The 17788-nt window shown below is 43.5% G+C and carries 8 protein-coding genes; all 8 read right to left on the bottom strand.

What is annotated here, in order from left to right; translation table 11 throughout:
• Nucleotides 1–121 precede the first annotated feature (121 nt).
• Complete coding sequence (locus KEM09_RS16895; RefSeq protein ID WP_212230064.1) at nucleotides 122–3274, bottom strand: chondroitinase family polysaccharide lyase; 3153 nt, start codon at nucleotides 3272–3274, stop codon at nucleotides 122–124.
• Between the two features lie 83 nt (nucleotides 3275–3357).
• Complete coding sequence (locus tag KEM09_RS16890; RefSeq protein WP_212230063.1) at nucleotides 3358–4851, bottom strand: T9SS type A sorting domain-containing protein; 1494 nt, start codon at nucleotides 4849–4851, stop codon at nucleotides 3358–3360.
• A gap of 461 nt (nucleotides 4852–5312) precedes the next feature.
• Nucleotides 5313–6857 carry a sulfatase family protein gene (locus KEM09_RS16885; protein ID WP_212230061.1) on the bottom strand — a complete coding sequence of 515 codons (1545 nt, stop codon included), beginning with the start codon at nucleotides 6855–6857 and terminating at the stop codon, nucleotides 5313–5315.
• A 159-nt stretch (nucleotides 6858–7016) separates the two neighbouring features.
• Complete coding sequence (locus KEM09_RS16880) at nucleotides 7017–8663, bottom strand: RagB/SusD family nutrient uptake outer membrane protein (protein WP_212230059.1); 1647 nt, start codon at nucleotides 8661–8663, stop codon at nucleotides 7017–7019.
• Between the two features lie 15 nt (nucleotides 8664–8678).
• A complete protein-coding gene (locus tag KEM09_RS16875) occupies nucleotides 8679–11819 on the bottom strand; it encodes a SusC/RagA family TonB-linked outer membrane protein (protein WP_212230057.1) in 3141 nt (1046 codons plus the stop codon).
• 52 nt (nucleotides 11820–11871) lie between these two features.
• Entirely contained in the window at nucleotides 11872–13758 is a 1887-nt protein-coding gene (locus KEM09_RS16870) for a surface glycan-binding family protein (RefSeq protein WP_212230055.1), read from the bottom strand.
• Nucleotides 13759–13909: 151 nt separating this feature from the next.
• Nucleotides 13910–16975, bottom strand: a complete 3066-nt coding sequence (locus KEM09_RS16865; protein ID WP_212230053.1) for a chondroitinase family polysaccharide lyase — start codon at nucleotides 16973–16975, stop codon at nucleotides 13910–13912.
• A 190-nt stretch (nucleotides 16976–17165) separates the two neighbouring features.
• A complete protein-coding gene (locus tag KEM09_RS16860) occupies nucleotides 17166–17786 on the bottom strand; it encodes a CBM96 family carbohydrate-binding protein (protein WP_212230051.1) in 621 nt (206 codons plus the stop codon).
• Nucleotides 17787–17788 lie beyond the last annotated feature (2 nt).

Here is a 17788-nt window from a genome sequence, read left to right as displayed (position 1 = left end):
CATACTTCAAACTCGCTTGCCTGTGAAAAACGCTGGTAACCAGGCGTTGACAAACGGAGCATTATCTCTCCGAAAGTGATTACTTTTTTGGTCATATTTGATACTATTATTTCAGTTCTTGTTAAGCTTTTACAAAGCGGACTAACTCATCCCTGTCCTGATAATTTAATTGCATCAGGTACACGCCTGCAGAAAGATTCCCAACGTAAATAGGCTTACCTGGCTGGCCTTGCAACAGATGTTTACCATCGAGTGTCAGTATTGTTACCCGCTGCAAGCCGGCCGGACCGCTATAGTTGAGAAAACTATGCACCGGATTAGGGAATATTTTCACCTGATTGTCCCGGGGACCATCTGCATTAGTAGATGCAGGATTCCGAATTAGTTCTACCTCGACAGATAAGCCATGAATAGAAGTAAACTCAAGGATGGTGTAGTCTTGTCCCTGTTCAACTAATCGGCATTTATCACTGGAGGCTTGCAATTTAAAATGCCCATTTAGTTTCACCTGCACCAGCCTTTCCTCAGCTATTGCAGTACCTATAAGTGTTGTGGGCGCTTCCATATGAATAGAAGGATCAGAAAAAGCCAGCTTAATCACTTCTTCACTTTGATCATTAACCACCATGATGCAAGGATATGAGCTGTTGACAATGTGTGCTGACTCAATATCTGTATTGGCCTCGAACATGACATACCCTGTTGATGCTGACGCTCTGTCATAAACTATATGTGCCACCTCGTCTTTACGAAGTACCTGATAAGGTTGGCTCTCCGAATCCATATCCAGTTTAAAACTATCGAGCTCGTCACTGCTGCTTTGCACAAGAATGGCATATTCATAGCTTGCATCAGAAGGTGCGGCTCCATGGTCTAACCAGGCTGTGGCATAATCCCCGTAGTTAACAGCTTTGTTTTTGTTATCACGCGATTCCTGGTTACTCTTCATCACATGTATGTTGCCTTGCGGAATGAAATACCCATTACCTTTAGCATCCATCAGAGTGATGGCTTCGGTAGCATTCTGTTGCTGGCTATAAGGAAACTGCCCTATTACTGACCCATCCACGATAATATTGTCAGATGGTACTGATAGTGCATTTTGAAACAGTGTTGTTTCGGTATGGTACTGATCATTACTGTTGGAAATATTACTTCCGAGGCAGATAATGCGGTTATCAAAAGCAAAAACAGACTTACGTGCTACAAAATCATCAGTATAATTGGTGTAATCATTTTCATCGAGTATCATACCAAAAACACCATTACCATCAAGCGAGCAGGCTCCGGCAAAGCTTGAGTTTTTTGAACGTTCGTTGATGTTACCTCCTGCATAATTAAGGGCTTCGTAGGGCAAATGAATGGTGGTAGCCCCTGGAAAACGATTCCAATCCCATCCTGCCAGCTCAAAGCCACTTTGTGACGCAGTCACTGGTTGGCCTGAACCAAGTATCTGAACCGTACCATAGCTTTGATAACGCCCATAACGGTTGTTGCTGGTATATATCTCTGTTCCGGTTACGATATTATTGAATCCTTTGATAGCCACCAACCAGTTATCACGGCGGTGAATATTCAATGCCCCATAATTAACACTTATATTACCTGTTGGGGCAGCTGCCGGTGTAATACCCTGCGCTGCAAACTCATCATACAGTTCTTTCTTGTATTTAGTCAATCGCATGTATTCCGCAGCACATTCCACATCAATGGGTTCAGTAGCTTTAGCCAGGTAGGCAAAGGCATTAATGGCACCTGTGCCCAATTCCTGATTCATTGGATTACGACCACAAACACTATTAACAAAAGAGCGATAGTTGGCATACCCGGCATGCACCATCAATGCCTTTTTGAAACGCTCTCTAGACTCTGCCGATAAATTATAGATGGTATTGCCCACATAATTTAACACCTCTCCTAATCCTGCATAACCACCATTCATATAGCCAGCATACAACATACCGTGATGAAAACCAGAGCCATCGGGTTTAAACCCGCCAATGGTGCCAACACTGTATTGCATCACGCCATCCATCCAGTTGGTAAACGCCTGCATGTCGCGAGCCAGTTCAGGCGAATCATCTCGCAGCATTATGGCCGTTAATCGGCCGGGTATGATGGTATTCCAGGCATCTACTAGCCCCTGGAAGTTATCAACTTGTGGTAACTGACGTACTTCAGGCACACCTGTCCAGTACTGGATCATTTCGAAGGCTTCCTGAAACTTCCCTTGGGCAACGAGTGCATCCTTCATCAACCAAATGGCTTTGGGAAACCCGCGGAAATAATAGCCGTAGTGATGGTTGGTACCCATACCACTTCCTACTGTTAGTCCCTGGTCGTATAACCAATCCAGTATATCACAAAACATGACATCAAAGCCCTGTTCCTTATTATGATACCAGGCTTTTGCCATATCATACATGAGGTTATCCAGATCGTTAAAACGCTTATCGCCGTTGGCAGACACGTATTCGTCAGCCGACACAAAGGCAACACCTGTAATATTGCTTCCATTGCGTTGAATATTGAGTGCAGCATACTGATTTCGGATGGCTGTCACACGACTGGCTGATGGGGCACTTCCTGCGATGTTAGCAGTAATTCGTTCGCGGATATTGGCAAAAGTTACTATTTCTTCATTGGTAAGGTTGGTCGGTAATTCTAACTCATAGGAGTAAGTGCTGTGCCAATGCCACAAGGCAGCCCAATGGTTGGCATTCATATCCGGATTGATATAAGACAGTTGCGCATCAGGTGTTACCCTATCATTGATACGGGTAGCAGGAAAGCGCATACGATCAAAATAGAGAACGCCACCTGTGGAGGTTGAAGGCGCTTTGATACGCATAGAAGTCAGGTTCTTACTGGATTTAGAGCCCATCATATCCTCATCGAACCTGATCCAACAGGCTCGCCAGCCTGTAAAATTGAGGTGGTAGGTAAAATAGTATTGCACGGCGGCATTACTGGTCAGAAACTCAAACTTCAGATCGCCATCCTTTGCTGTTTCATTGTAGATCCAAAGGATCATTCCTCCTTTATAGGTTTGGCAAGCTTGTGCCATACCTGATGGGTTATCAATGGCGATCTGACTACCCGGTGTCCACTCCCATTTAATCGATTGAGTGCCCATTTTATAGCGAGCCGATGATATGGACAAGTTGGTTTTTGGATTCCAGTTGTCAGGTACATTGCCTTCAAGCCCAAGGTAATTCTGAGCACCCAAAGAGGCAGTGATACAGAATGACAAAATAAACAGGAGTGCTTTCATAGATACTGTTTGAACTATTATTCTTTTTAAGGTAATTGGGCTGATTTGGGAGAAAAGCCCTGCTAGTGCAGGGCTCTGTTAATTTATCGTTTGATTAATTTAGTTGTGACATTTGAACCATCCTTAAGGCTTAGTTTGAGAATATAAATGCCTGAAGAAAGTTCTGAGATATCCATATTATTTGAACTATTAGCTTTGCTCTTAACCTTGCTACCATTAATATTATATAACTCAACCCAAGCCACCTCATTTGACAGATTCAAAGAGTTTGAAACAGGGTTAGGGAAGAAATATTGAACAGATAATTTACTTTCATCGTCAATACTATTTGGTATTTGCTCTCCACCTATCTTTGCATCACCAATTCGCCATGTTGCAGCCCGATTTGTATTATCTGCTACACCTGTATCTGTGCTTTTGTAAACAAATGCAATAGTCATATTCGGATTCAACTGGTCAACTGGAATTTCTCCAATACTCCATATCCACTCACTATCATATTTTAAAGCTTTATCTAAACTAAAGCTACTGGTGATATCAGTCCATGTTGCCGATGAAATAGCACCAGCCTGATCATTTTCATTTTTAATATAGTTGGTTGACATTTTGATGCTTAAATCAGAATCGCCACCCAATTTGTACTGACTAATGTTCCAGAAGAACAAATAAAGTTTGCTGTAACCACTATAATCAGCAGCATTTAGCACAGCCCATGATTCAGTTGGTGACACATACTTAGTACCGCCATCATCGTACACTGCCGACATCTGCAAAGACTTATAGGTATCACTCACCAATCCAGGACGAAGAGCATTTACCTGCTTCCATCCCTGACCATTAGTACTAACAATATTTATCATCTCAAAGGAAGTCGCATCATCAAACTGCCAACTGGTTTTTGTTTCAAATTGAATGGGGGAAGCAGTAAAACGTACTTCGGCAATATTCCATGTGGCTGATTGTTCTGTATCTGAAATCTCAGCTGTTTTAGAACAAGTGTATTTAAATGCAATGGTCACTGCACCCTCGCCGGCATAATCATTCAAGCTTAAAGTAGACTTAACCCAATCTGCTCCTCCTGTTGCAATTTGATCAAGTAACCCAGTTACATCGGTCCATGTTGCAGTAGTTACATCACCTGCATAATCGGTAGAAAGTATTACCTCCATCTTCGACACATCTCCTCTACCAAATTGGTTCAGACTAAAAAATGTCATCTGAAGATCATAAACAGAAGTGAAACCACTTAAATCTATAGCATCAACTACAGCATAGGTTTCGGTAGCATAAAACTTTGTTTCTGGCGGATTTGGAGCTACAGTAGCAGGAGTAGCTACTACTTTTAAAGATTTTTGATCGCCTTCGCGCGTATACCCAAGCAGGCTTGCATCTGGTAAGGTAGATACTCTATACCAGATATTGTTTTTTTCTGTTCCTTCAAACAAAACTGTTTGTTTGGTAAAACCTCTGTTATTATCATAACGAAAATCAGGATAAAAAATAACTTGCTCCTGTGCTCTTCCATTAATATTAATCAGGAACAATGCCGTGAATAGTAATAGTAAACTTTTTTTCATAATCATCAGATTTAAGTGAATTGATTGGGAACGAAAGTAGGTCAGACGGCCTGTCCGGATGTGCTGAAACGTTCGCAATAGGTGTGCTAATCGTACACGCCTTATTGGTAACATGCTCATAATTTGTCACAAATGATGTATACAATTGTACACTTGCCTTATTCTACCTGTACCATCCACTTTTTGCCTGATGTAAGCATTCAACCACCATAACAACAAAAAAGCTGCCCTAGAAAGAGCAGCTTTCAAACCATCATTAGAGTTACAAATCAAACATACATGTCAGTTGATAAACCCGCAATATGCATTAGAAAATCTACTACGCATTTAAAATGCTTCAAAACAAAACACTCCGTTGCTTTACCTCAACTCACCAGAACGATGCTATGCCTCATTTCAGTAAAGCCTTGTTTTATTGCATTTTTAACGCTCATAACGAAGTTCTAATACGATAATCCAGGTTAAAATTCACTTGACTCAGGTAGATCATATTTTACGTGATCTTCCTTAATCTTTTCGTTCCACTCAAAAAAGCGTTGCTTCATCTGCTCAACCAATTCAGGATGGTCAGCTGCCAGATTATATTCCTCCGAATAGTCATTGGTCAGATCAAACAAGCCATATGAATCGGCACGACCATAGTATCTCAATTTCCAGTTTTGGTAACGCACAGCCCAGCCAGTTTCATCGCCATAATAGGTTTTATCGTGTCGGGCCAAAGCGCTATTAGGATCATCATAGGTGCGCGGCTTTCCTTTTAAATGAAAACCTGTCCAGAACAACCATTCATGTGGGTTGCTGTCATCCTTACCTAAAAGGTACGGCATAAGGTTTACACCGTCCATCGCCGTATTTGCCGGCAAGGGCATATCGAGAGCAGCGTGCAGTGTTGGAAAAATATCCATGCCGCTTACCGTTTGATTGAACACCTTACCTTGTGGCAAATGCCCCGGCCAACTCAACACAAATGGCACCCTGATACCGCCTTCTTCCAGAATGTATTTATTCCCTTTGAGCGGTGTATTATCAGCATAAGTGCGCGGTGAACCCCCATTATCGGATATAAACACCACAATGGTATTTTCATCCAATCCTTCGTCTTTCAGCTTAGCGGTGATGGTCCCGATGGCATCATCCAGCTTATTTAGATGATAGAGGTAACGTTGGCGTCCCTGTGGCGTATGCGGCTTAACAGTGTTGACATACCACTCCAGGTATTCGTCCCAATCGCCGGTTGCCGGATCCCAATCAGGCACCTTGTCGATGCCCATCAGCTTCAGATCCTCATCAGGTATCTGATGCGTGAACAGGTGAACCGCATTAAAGGAAACCATCAGGAAAAACGGATGATGCTTATGCTCTTCTATGTATTGAAGCGATTTATCGAGAATAATATCGGTTGAATAGCCCTCCATATCAACCTGTTTGTCATTCTCCCAGAAAGGACCAATGCCCAGGTGATTAGCCATCTTCTCAGTAAAGCCCTCACGATCGCCCGCCTTGTGACGCAGATAGTCCATAGTCCCACCTTCCTTACCAAAATAGTAGTCGAAGCCATGTGAGGTGGGGAACTCTGGTACACCGGGCCCCTTCACCGGACCGTAATGCGACTTACCCACCATACCTGTTTGGTAGCCTTGTTCCTTCAATTGTTCAGCCAAGGTAATTTCACTTTCGGGCAGTTGAGCACCAAAATTATATACGCCCCAACGCTGCTGCTGCCGACCAGTTAGCATGGCCATACGCGATGGACTGCAAACCGACATGGATACGTAAGCATTGGTAAAACGTATACCTTTCTGAGCCAATTCATCGAGGTGAGGTGTATGTGCATCGCTTGCCCCACCATAGGCACTAAAATCACCGTAGCCCTGGTCGTCGGTGATGATGAACAGTACATTGGGTTGTTGTTTGTTATGCGAGTTTGATGTGCCATGACTACATGCGCCTAACAGCGATAATGTAGCCCCAATCATCATCAAAACAGTATTCCGTAAAAGATTCATATTCGTTGGTATTTAGTATTTGTTCAAAAATAAAGCTTGCACAAATGCTTATGTGACCAAATCATTCAGGATGCTTCCAAAATAGTTTGTTTCCCAATAAACAGGACAAAAAAAGAGTGCCGCAAGGGCACTCTCTTCAACAATTAAATCGTCTATAAATTACCAATTGGGATGCTGGTCAAGTAACTTGTTGATGGTTATTTCCTGCAAAGGGTATGGTAATACCAGGTGCTTAGATTCATCGAAGTTGTCCCCGGCTCTTAACAAATGTGTATAGCCTGTATTTGATGGGTTATAGTCGTCTGATGCTTCCGTTTGCATATTTAGCTCTTCTAAGGTCTGACCTAAGATACCCCAACGAATCAGATCCTGACGACGCACACCTTCGAAGCACAGTTCGCGCAAGCGCTCATCCTGTATTTCTTTGCGGAAAGAAACCTCATCCGATACGCGGCTCTGATCAATATCGCCTAAACCGGCACGGTGTCGTACAGCATTAAGGTAAGCATAGGCATTAGCCGGCCCATTCAGTTCGTTTTCAGCTTCAGCGCGCATTAACAATACATCAGCATATCTTAATAATGGGAAATTAATACCAGTAAAATTCTTATCGGGTGAAGCAATTGGTTCAAGTATCTCATACGACTCGTTTTCACCCGGTGTATCCACATCGTCCCAGTTGGTAGGCTCCCAACGGCGAAACTTACCAGGCCACCACTTCAATTCATTGGTGATGCGCTTGATCTCATGCTTTTTCTTATCGTAGGTGTATGAAGCACAGTTCCAGTCGTATCGGGTATCGCCTGTAGCATAAATGTTTTTCACCTTAATACTCAACTGCATAAACGCATAGGAGTATGGATAGCCCTCGCCACCATATGTAAACTGAACACCATTAACATTACCATGACGGCCATGCTCGTTCAAGCCCTGATCTCTGAGGTTTTTAAAATTCACTTCAAACAAGGTTTCTTTTACATCGTGGATATTACCAATATAATTACGGAACACCTCATCGTAGTTATCCATCAGACCATGGAACCCATCTTCAATCACTGAGTCGCACTGTGCCACTGCCTGCTCATACATAGCGGTATTCTGCAGCGGATAACCAGCCATAGTGAGGTACACCCTTGCCAATAACCCATGGGCTGCCATTTTAGTAGCACGGCCGGTTTGTTTGTTCATTTCAGGGTCCTGCACGCGTGGCAGGTTCTCACTGGCAAAGGTCAAGTCTTCAACAATTACTTCGTACACTTGCTCAATGGATGAGGCTGCCACATTATTGGCATCAATATCTTTAGATGGCTCCAAACGCAAAGGCACAGGACCCCACCAACGTACCAAGTCAAAATAATATAACGCTCTTAAGAAACGTGCTTCTCCTAACACACGGTTGAGTGTTGCTTCATCCAAATCTGGCGTATTGGGCACAGTTACTATGAACTTGTTAGCCGCATCAATACCGCGGTACAGTGCATACCACGTTTGCTCAATATCGCGTGTGGCTGATGTATGACGATAGAGTGATACGGGCCAGCCTTCGTTGTAATGACGGCTATACAAAGCCTCATCAGTACCAGCCTGATAGTTGGATGGCAAATACGAACCATAGGTCTCGTCCTTGCCCAGGTAATTGTAGATACCCACAAGGCCCAATTGCACTTCTTTGGCATCTTTATAGAAATTATCGCTATCCCAGCTGGTTTGCGGTTCCACATCCAGGAATTGACTGCAGGCTGCTCCACCGAACATGATGGCAGCAACCACCGCTATTTTTGATATCTTTTTAACTAATTGCATCATTTTCACTTTTCCTGATTAAAACTTAATTTCTAATCCACCCATTACGGTTGCACTCATCGGATAGGCTGAATAATCCAGACCTGGTGTTAGAGCGCCGAATTTCCCTACTGATACCTCAGGGTCGAATCCGCTGTAGTTGGTCCATGTGTAAAGGTTTTGTCCCGCCACATAAATTCTACAAGCGCTTAAGCCTAATAAGTTGAGTGCTTTTTTACCTAGTGAGTAACCTAATGAAACGGTTTTCAATCGCAGGTACGAACCATCCTCCACAATGCGGTCTGACACATGATTACCAGTTGGCGGTGCACCATATACGCCATCGAACCAGATACCATGCATCTCATTTGATGGATTCTCAGGAGTCCAGCGATCAGCTACCGATGACAGGTAGTTGTAACCGGTTGTGTTACCCGGGTTTTCAAATTCTACACGGTTGGCATTTAAGATTTCATTGCCATAGCTCCACTGAAAGAACACCTGTAAATCGAAGTTCTTCACCTGGAAATCGTTAGTAAAACCACCAAAGTGTTTTGGATGAGGATTACCAATAACTGCTCTATCCTTATCGTTGATGGTACCATCGCCATTTAAATCCTTATACTTAATACTTCCCGGCGCTACATTACCACCATTATCAGGCAGACCCGGTTTTAGCACATATCTGCTTTGCGAGTTATCGTACACAAAATCATCCATTTGGTAAACGCCATCGAACTTCAGGCCATAGAACATACCTACCGGCTCATTAACCTTTGTGATGTACTGGTACTCGTTATATTTAAAATACCAATCAGGATTAGTGAGCATAAAGTCCTGTCCATCATTCAGGCCAATGGTTCTGTTTTTGTTAAAAGAGATATTGAACGATGTTGACCATTTAAAGTCTCGCTTATCAATATTAACCGTGCTAATTGAAAACTCAAGACCCTCGTTTTGTACCTCTCCAACATTTTGGAACACCTGGTTATAACCCGAACTTGGTGCCATTTCGGCATATAATAGCAAGTCGGTTGTATTTTTACGGTAATAGTCAACCACACCCGAGATACGGTTATTCAGGAATCCATAATCAATACCTACGTTCATTTGTTTAGTAGTTTCCCACTTTAGATCTGATGAAGCCAGGTTGGAATGATAGGCACCTGCATAATAGATATTATCTAACACGTAACCGCTGGATGTGCTGGTCTCCATTTGTGAAAATGCAGCAAAATCGTTGATGCGGTTATTACCTGTAATACCATATCCGGCACGTAATTTAAGGTTACTAAATACGTTCAGGTTGCGCACAAAATTCTCTTCAATCAATCGCCATGCTGCTGCAAATGACGGAAAGTAGCCCCATTTATTATCGCCTCTGAACTTGGACGAACCATCGGCACGGAAGTTAGCTGTTAGCAGGTAACGATCCTTCAAGCCATAGTTAAAGCTTCCGAAGAAAGAAGACATGGTGTTCATGGTGGTGCCTGATTCAGGTATGGTTGGCTGCGTACCAAGGTGTAACTTGTCTGTTCCGAAAATATCCACCGGCATATTGGTGTTCTTAGCTCTGAAATAGTCCGATTGTCTCTGCTGAGCTTCAAAACCTCCCAGGGCAGTAACACTATGAATATATTTGAACTTTTTCTTCCAGGTCAAGGTATTAGACGTCGATAATGTCTGGTAGCGTCGATCGGTTAAGGTACCGTTGATACCGTCAATACCACGTGTTCCCGAGAAGGTATCCTCTTTGTAAAACAGTGATTCCTTACGGTTATCAACCTGGTAGGTGCCTGTTACACGCAGACGTAAGCCTTTAATAATATCATAGTTCAGATAAAGATTACCTCTAACCACATCCTGACGCGTATAACGATCAGTGTTTTCCAATGATTTCACCGGGTTAAAACGTAATTCATTCGGGTCGGCATCGTAATCAATACCGCCATCACGTCCGTCGTCAACAATCGGACTAACCGGACGGAAAGTTACCGCCTCTTTAATCACGCTGTGGCGATTATTTCCAGATACATTCTGACCAATACGCTTAATGTATGAGTAGTTAAGGTATCCTCCCATTTGCGCTTTAGAGTTAATACGGTGCGAAAACTTCAGGTTGTTATTCATCTTCTGAAAGCCTGTGTTAAGCAGTGTACCTTCCTGATCGGTATAATCAGTTGATAGGTAAATGGTGGATGTTTTATTACCTCCGTTTAACGAGAAGTTATAATTCTGCACCATGGCCTGACGGAAGATCTCATCCTGCCAGCTGGTAGCTGATTCACCACGCTCGGCCAGTGCTTCCTTGGTATAAAGTTCAGGATCCTGCCAGTGCGTATTAAAGCTCTCAACATAGGTATCCCCTTTATTGTAGGCAACTTCCTTTTCGTATTTCACATACTCATAGGGCGATAATACTTCTAAACGCGATGGCACCCACTGCACACCCAAGGAAGTATTCATACTGATTTGGGTTTTACCGTCAGAACGACCTTCTTTGGTAGTAATGATAATAACACCATTGGCGCCACGTGAACCATAGATGGCCGTAGCAGACGCATCTTTCAATACATCAAAATCCTTAATATCGTGTGAGCTGATGCTTCCCGGGTCAAAGTCTTCCAAAGGTATACCATCCACCACATACAAGGGCGAGTTATCACCTGTGATAGAGTTACCACCACGGATAACAATGTTTAAGCCCTCGCCGGGTGTACCGTCGGCTGCTGATACCTGCACCCCGGCCACACGACCGGCCAAGGCCTGGTCGTAGTTGGTAACAGGACTCTTCACAATATCAGATGGCTTAACCTGTGCAACGGCGCCGGTCAGGTCCTTCTTCTTCACCACATTATAACCAACAGCTACCACTTCATCCAGCAGCTCCACTTCAGGAAACAGGATAACATCTATTTCCTTGCGCTTATTAATCACCTCTTCGTGGTCTTTATACCCGATAAATGAATACACCAGCGTTCCGGTCTGATCATCCAGAGTAAGAGTATAGCTACCATTCATATCAGAAATGGTTCCCTTTAAACTCCCTTTCAGCAAAATATTAACGCCAGGAATGGCTTCTCCCTGCTCATCAACCACTTTACCGGTGATGGTATGCTGGGCCAAAAGAGCCCCCATTCCCACCAGGAGAAAATATACGATTGAAATTAATTTTTTCATGATTTGTGTCTTATTGAACCAGGATACTCACGGATGAGCATCCTGATTTATATTATTTTTCTAATCCGCGAACAGTGAAATAAGGAATAAAGGTTGCGCGGCTTAAATTATCAGTTGTTTTAGCAGGATTTAGAGCCAGTGAATGCAAAGAGTGAATAGCGATGGTAACGGTCTTACCACTATACGTGCTTAGGTCAATTATATCTTGATCCACATATTCAGCAGTTACATCACGTCCACTAGCCAGGATGTTATCTTTGCTATCAAAAAGGTCATTGAGTCTGGCCACTTCTACCCAGGTGGCACTCGTCACATCACCTGCATAATCTTCCGATACTTTAACGGTAATAACATTGACATCGTCCTGTCCACCACCGTATAGCATATAGTATTCAAGGAATAGTTCCACCGACTCAAAGGCCAATAGATTAATGTTTTCAGCCAACAGCCAGTCGTTATTTTCCGATTTCTGTCCAAACATTTGGGCGCCGCTACGCTTCACACCTTCCCTGGTCCAGAAAGTATTGTATTTACCATACCATGCCTTTTTAAGACCACCATCAGTGCCCGTTCCATTGCCATCCAAATCGACTGATACCATGTTACCTGTTGCCCCATCTTTTACCGCGCCGCCAACGTTAAATCCACCATCGAAAATAACGCTCTTAATCAATGTAGTAACATGCACTGTGTAAGTAACATTAGCTGAACCATAAGCATTTGTTGCCTCAACCACCAGCGGATAATCGCCAACAGGGAGAGTATTACCCTTAGCCAGAGAAATCTGACCGGTGGAAGGGTCAATGGTAAACTCACCTGACTCATTACCTGATGTAATGGCGAATGCAATTGGATAGGCACCTTCTGCTGATGGTATCGCACTGCTAAAAGCCAATGAAGCCATCACGGTTCCTTCGTTACCGTCGGCATACATAAAGTTGTTAGGCGGAACAGGATCCTGAGGCACTATCTCGAATCCAAGCGCCTTTACAAATAATGTTTCGCCCAAATCATTACCGGCAATCACATCCACATATTGGGTAGTACCAGCTGTAAAAGTATGCATCGCCTTTAAGGTTACTGCACCAGTATTTTCATCAATAGCGAAAAACTCAGAAGTACCATCAGCCAACCTGTATTTAACACTTCCCGGATTAGAAGCGGTAACCACCGGCTCCTGCGATGTGCGTGACGCCAGTTCCTGCACGTTGGTTTGCACCTCGGGATCATACACCAATCGGTATGGTTTTGATACCACGTTAACTGTTAACGCATTATTGAACATGATTACCGAATCTGCCAGGTTATTACCCGCCACATGCAATTTGAATAAACCAACTTCAGGCTCTTGTTTGGCCGACATGCTAATAATACCTGTAGAAGCATCAATGGCAAAGAACTCTGAACCTTCGAATTCACCAAAGGCAAATGACACATCTTCTGCATTACCAGCGAAACCCGGTTCTTTAGTCGCATTATCTTTTCCTCGCTCAAACTGTACGGTGCTTGGCTGGTAAGCCAGTCCTTCAATTAAAGCCGGAAGTACTTTTACACTATAGCCATTTGTGAAAGTAGTCATACCACCCATGGTTTCTACTTTAACATCCAAAAGGTAAGTAGCCGGAGTAAGTATATTGCCGTTGTTGACAAACACTAAACCTGTTGTGTCAACAATATTAAACTGTTGTAACAATTCTTCAGAAAGAGCTGCGCCATCGATTTTACCTGAGCCGATCGTAAAAGTAGGCTCGGCGCCAAAGGTATTAACTGAAGGGCGTCCACTTTCAATGGCTTTCCCTTCTCTGGCTTCACCAGTTTCGGCATAACTTAAGTCAGCCGGTGGTGCCACCTTTTTGTTATCTGATAAAAACGTCTCATCTGCACATGCCCCTGCAAAAGCAAGAATTAACAGAATGAGATGTAGCCGGAATTTTTTCATATACTCGAATTTTTAGAAAATTTTACACTTCTTAACGTTGCAAATGTATCTGCAATACAGCCATTATATGTGTAAAATCTTCCGCAATAGGGTTTAAATCGTTCGTATTTTAACTCTACTAATCAATTATGGACTTAGCCGGATTCACTTATTAATCAATCACTTGAAAAGAATACTGTTGTGTCAGTCCGTCCTTACAGGCGAATCTAACGATGGTATTTCCTTCTTCAGTAATGATTATTGATTCAACTTTATTATTGCATGCCCATTTTCCTTTCAGTTCCACTTCCAGGTAGGTCGTTTTGCTTTCAGCCGGACGCCATGGTCGCGAATAAATGCTTCGCTCAACGCGCTTGCCATCTTTATAAATTTCATCGGCCGGTCCTTCGTACAAGGCTAAATCAGGATTGGTAATATTTAATTCCAGTTCCTTGTCCGACTCTTTGGTTAAAGCAATGCATGGCAGGCTGGTATTGGTAATAATTCCGTTCTGATTATCTTTCGCGGCATCGAAAAAAACATAACTGGTTTCATTGGTGGCCGTGTTATAGACCATGTGACACTCCTCAGTGTGTTGCAGCACTTCATAAGCAGGTTTGCCAGCTACTGTTTGCATGCGTTGCACATTGGCATCAGGAATGACACAGTAGTGGTAACCGGCTGCCTTTGGCGCTTTCCCATGTTGTAACACCGCTGTAGCAAACACCCCTTTGGTTGGTTTCTCACTACTTTCATCCCTTGAATGCTGCTCTCCCTGTCGGAAATAGACTGCACCAGATGGGAGGTAGTAACCATTTCCCTTATTATCAATCATCCACATATTATCTGCCTTATAGCTTGACTCGTGTTCCCCGGTTCCGGCCTGTTGCCCGTTAATCAGCACCTCATCATCCTTTTTACCTATATGGTTTTGAAACAAAATGGTTTCAGTTGGATGTTCCGAATTGATATTTTCAATACCAGAGCCCAGGCACACAATCTGATCATCGAAGAAAAACCACGACTTACGCGCTCGCAGGCTACCCTGGTATTTATCGTGTTCATGCAAGATAAAAGCAAAAACTCCATTCTGATTATTGGCGTGCACACCACCGGCAAAAGCCTCATCGGAAAACAGCATCTCTTCATAGCCTGAAAACTGATCCACATTCAAGATATTTGCTCTGAGTTCGTCCAGGGGCAGATTAATAACTGTGGTACCCGGAAAGCGGTTCCAATCCCAGCCTTCCTGCACAAAACCACTGCCTCTGTTATCAATTGGCTGACCACCTCCCATAATTTGCAGTTGTCCGTGTGCCAGGTATCGACCATACAAGTTAGCTCCCAAATAGTGTTCTGATGCCCACAAGTAGCGTGAATGTCCACGTACAGAGGCTGTCCATTCGGCACGCCTGTGCACCGACGATGATGCATAAGGCATGGTGATATGTCCGTTAGGTGTTGCCTCGGCTGAAATACCCTTTGCCAGAAACTCATCTTTGAAAGAGCTCTTCTTATTCTCAGGGATGAGGCGTAAATAGGCAGCAGCCAACTCTGTATCAATGGCCGAGCTACCATCAGGTGATCCGGCCTTAGCCAGAATGGCAAAATGGTCAGGGTGTAAAGCACCCCGTCCTTCAGGATGACGGCCGGACATAGAAACAGGCCACTGCGTGTGGTTACAATAGAAGCGCATGGTTAACAAAGCTTTCTTAATGGTTTCGTGCCCCAATTGCGATACCTGAAAAGGAGTACCACTCATAAAATACACCATACGAACGGCCCCATTCAATCCGCCAGTCGCATAAGCCGGATAGTGATTAGCATGGTGGTAGGCTGAGCCATCCACCTTAAAAGCATCGTTCAGGCCCGGAGCCGGTAATAAACCATTATCAATCCAGCGGGCGAAACACGCCAGGTATTGTGCCTTCTCGGGTGTATCCTCCATAATCAGGATACTGGCCAAACGTCCTATTACCTGCGTATTGAAAGCATCCATATCCATTCCGTTAATGACTGGAGCATTGAAGGTTTCGCCAATGGCGGCAAACCACTGCAAACCATCAATAGCCGCCTGTAGCTGTCCTTCCTCACGCAATACATCGCGCATAATAAACAATGCCCGGTAGTAGCTTCGCCAATTGTAGCCATAGTGGTGAATGGTACCCAAACCACTGCCAAAGGCGATACCCTGATCCAGCATGTGATCATACATATCCATGTACATCGTTCTCAGGTTTTCCTTCAGACCGGACTCTTCACAGTTGGCGTACGCAGTGGCTACTTTCAGCATTAAATCAAAATAGCTTCTGATATCCTGCTTATTCTCACGGTATAACTTAGCAATGCTATGATCGGCCAAAGGGATATACAACTCAGCATTACGGCCGAACCAGACTGGTAGTCCGCTGATTTGCCCCTTACGACGAACAATCTGGTAGCGTGACACTTGTTTGTATAAGTTGTCCACGGTGGATGTATTCACTTTCTGGCGACGCAGAATATCTGCTTCAAAACGCTGCTCAATCAGCCTGAAGGCGGCCAGCTGCTCCTTTGATAGTTCGGCTGGGGCCGGCAGGTCGGGCTGCATATGACTGGCTTCTTCCTGAATTAACCAGTGACTATCAGTGCCTTTATTAACAAATGGCACTTGCCTGTCGGGCGTATGATGGCGGCTATCAATATTGATGCATAAAAACATGTGGTCGAAAAAGAGCTGTCCCTTAGGAGCTGTTTGCGGACTTTCAATGCGCAAGCGGTTCATTGTACTCACCGGCGTTCCTTCCATATCGCGCTCAAAAGCTACCCATGCTGCACGCCATCCTTTAAAGTTGAGATGGAATTTAAAGCTGCAGTTATCGGTTTCATCAGTGCCAAACACAAAAGTGGCGTCATCATCCATGGGTTTTTCGTTGTATACCCAAACGGCAAAAGATGGGATGGATTTATCTTCACTCTCAGGATTGAAAGGCACAAAACCAATGGTATGGTTTAAGGTAATAGCACCTGTTTTTTGCCAATCCCATTTCAAGGATTTCTGACCATGCTTGTAGTGCACATCTGAGGTTGATAGCTTATGCCCCTTATCAAAGGTCCATTGCTTTTTACTAACGTTTTCAAACGACCAAAGCTGCTCATGCCTGAACTCCTGACCGAATGCACTGAAGCTACTGCCTAAAACCAAAGTTGCTATTAGAAAGAGGGTACTGACCCTTTTAATCTGATTTTTTTTCATCATTTACGCTTTAAATAAATCTGGACTAAATGTACCTCATCATCAGGCCTGTCCATGGACAGAAACGTACAAACAAGTGCCAAATTCATTCAGTTCACCTCACACCAATCAGATTAGTTTGGTTATTCAGTGACAAAAATAAAAAAGGTCGCCAAATAACCTTGGCGACCAGTTAATATTATTGTTTTTCAGCTTATTTAAACTGCAGAAAGGCTTCGCGGTTGGCTGGAGTACCATTGCTCCATAGGCGTTCCTTTGAAATGACAATTGCACTGGTCTTATTGAAATTATCATTACTTAGTACCAGCGTTATTTTTCCTTTCTTGCTTTTCTTTAGCAATTGCTTCACCTTATCGGCCGGCAGGCTAATCTTCACCCATTCATTTTTTTCATTAACACCCATTGTTTGCGTAGCCAGTAAATCACCTTTCTCAGGCTTGTTATTAAATGCCAATGATGACTCACTCCATTTATTATCATCACAAGCATATACCTGCATCTCAAATTCAGCCGAGGCATCTTCTTTGCTCTCGTATACTTTTACACAAATGTTTAAATCAACACTCGTAAAATCCTCTACCTTTTTAAGGTTAAACTGCAGGTAGGATGTGCGCGAATACTTATCTGTTCCGCCCGACTTCATGATACGAAGTTCTCCCGACTCAGTCACCCCCATTGGTTCATTGGCCGTATTACCACCCTGTACAAATGCATCCTGACTGACTTTAACTTTAACAGGCTTATTGGCCATAGCACTCATAGCAGTTGCTCCTGCCATTTGCATTACTAGTAAAAATGTTGTTAATCCCTTCATAA

This window comes from Carboxylicivirga mesophila, assembly GCF_018271975.1.
Classification (GTDB): domain Bacteria; phylum Bacteroidota; class Bacteroidia; order Bacteroidales; family Marinilabiliaceae; genus Carboxylicivirga; species Carboxylicivirga mesophila.
The sequence above is the reverse complement of the archived record's forward strand: the minus strand, read 5'-3'. Positions and strand labels throughout refer to the sequence as shown.

What these genes read in the sequence shown, in the direction of transcription:
- KEM09_RS16860 (WP_212230051.1), bottom strand. Translation starts at nt 17,786, where the DNA reads ATGAAGGGATTAACAACATTTTTACTAGTAATGCAAATGGCAGGAGCA.
- KEM09_RS16885 (WP_212230061.1), bottom strand. Translation starts at nt 6,857, where the DNA reads ATGAATCTTTTACGGAATACTGTTTTGATGATGATTGGGGCTACATTA.
- KEM09_RS16875 (WP_212230057.1), bottom strand. Translation starts at nt 11,819, where the DNA reads ATGAAAAAATTAATTTCAATCGTATATTTTCTCCTGGTGGGAATGGGG.
- KEM09_RS16880 (WP_212230059.1), bottom strand. Translation starts at nt 8,663, where the DNA reads ATGATGCAATTAGTTAAAAAGATATCAAAAATAGCGGTGGTTGCTGCC.
- KEM09_RS16865 (WP_212230053.1), bottom strand. Translation starts at nt 16,975, where the DNA reads ATGATGAAAAAAAATCAGATTAAAAGGGTCAGTACCCTCTTTCTAATA.
- KEM09_RS16895 (WP_212230064.1), bottom strand. Translation starts at nt 3,274, where the DNA reads ATGAAAGCACTCCTGTTTATTTTGTCATTCTGTATCACTGCCTCTTTG.
- KEM09_RS16890 (WP_212230063.1), bottom strand. Translation starts at nt 4,851, where the DNA reads ATGAAAAAAAGTTTACTATTACTATTCACGGCATTGTTCCTGATTAAT.
- KEM09_RS16870 (WP_212230055.1), bottom strand. Translation starts at nt 13,758, where the DNA reads ATGAAAAAATTCCGGCTACATCTCATTCTGTTAATTCTTGCTTTTGCA.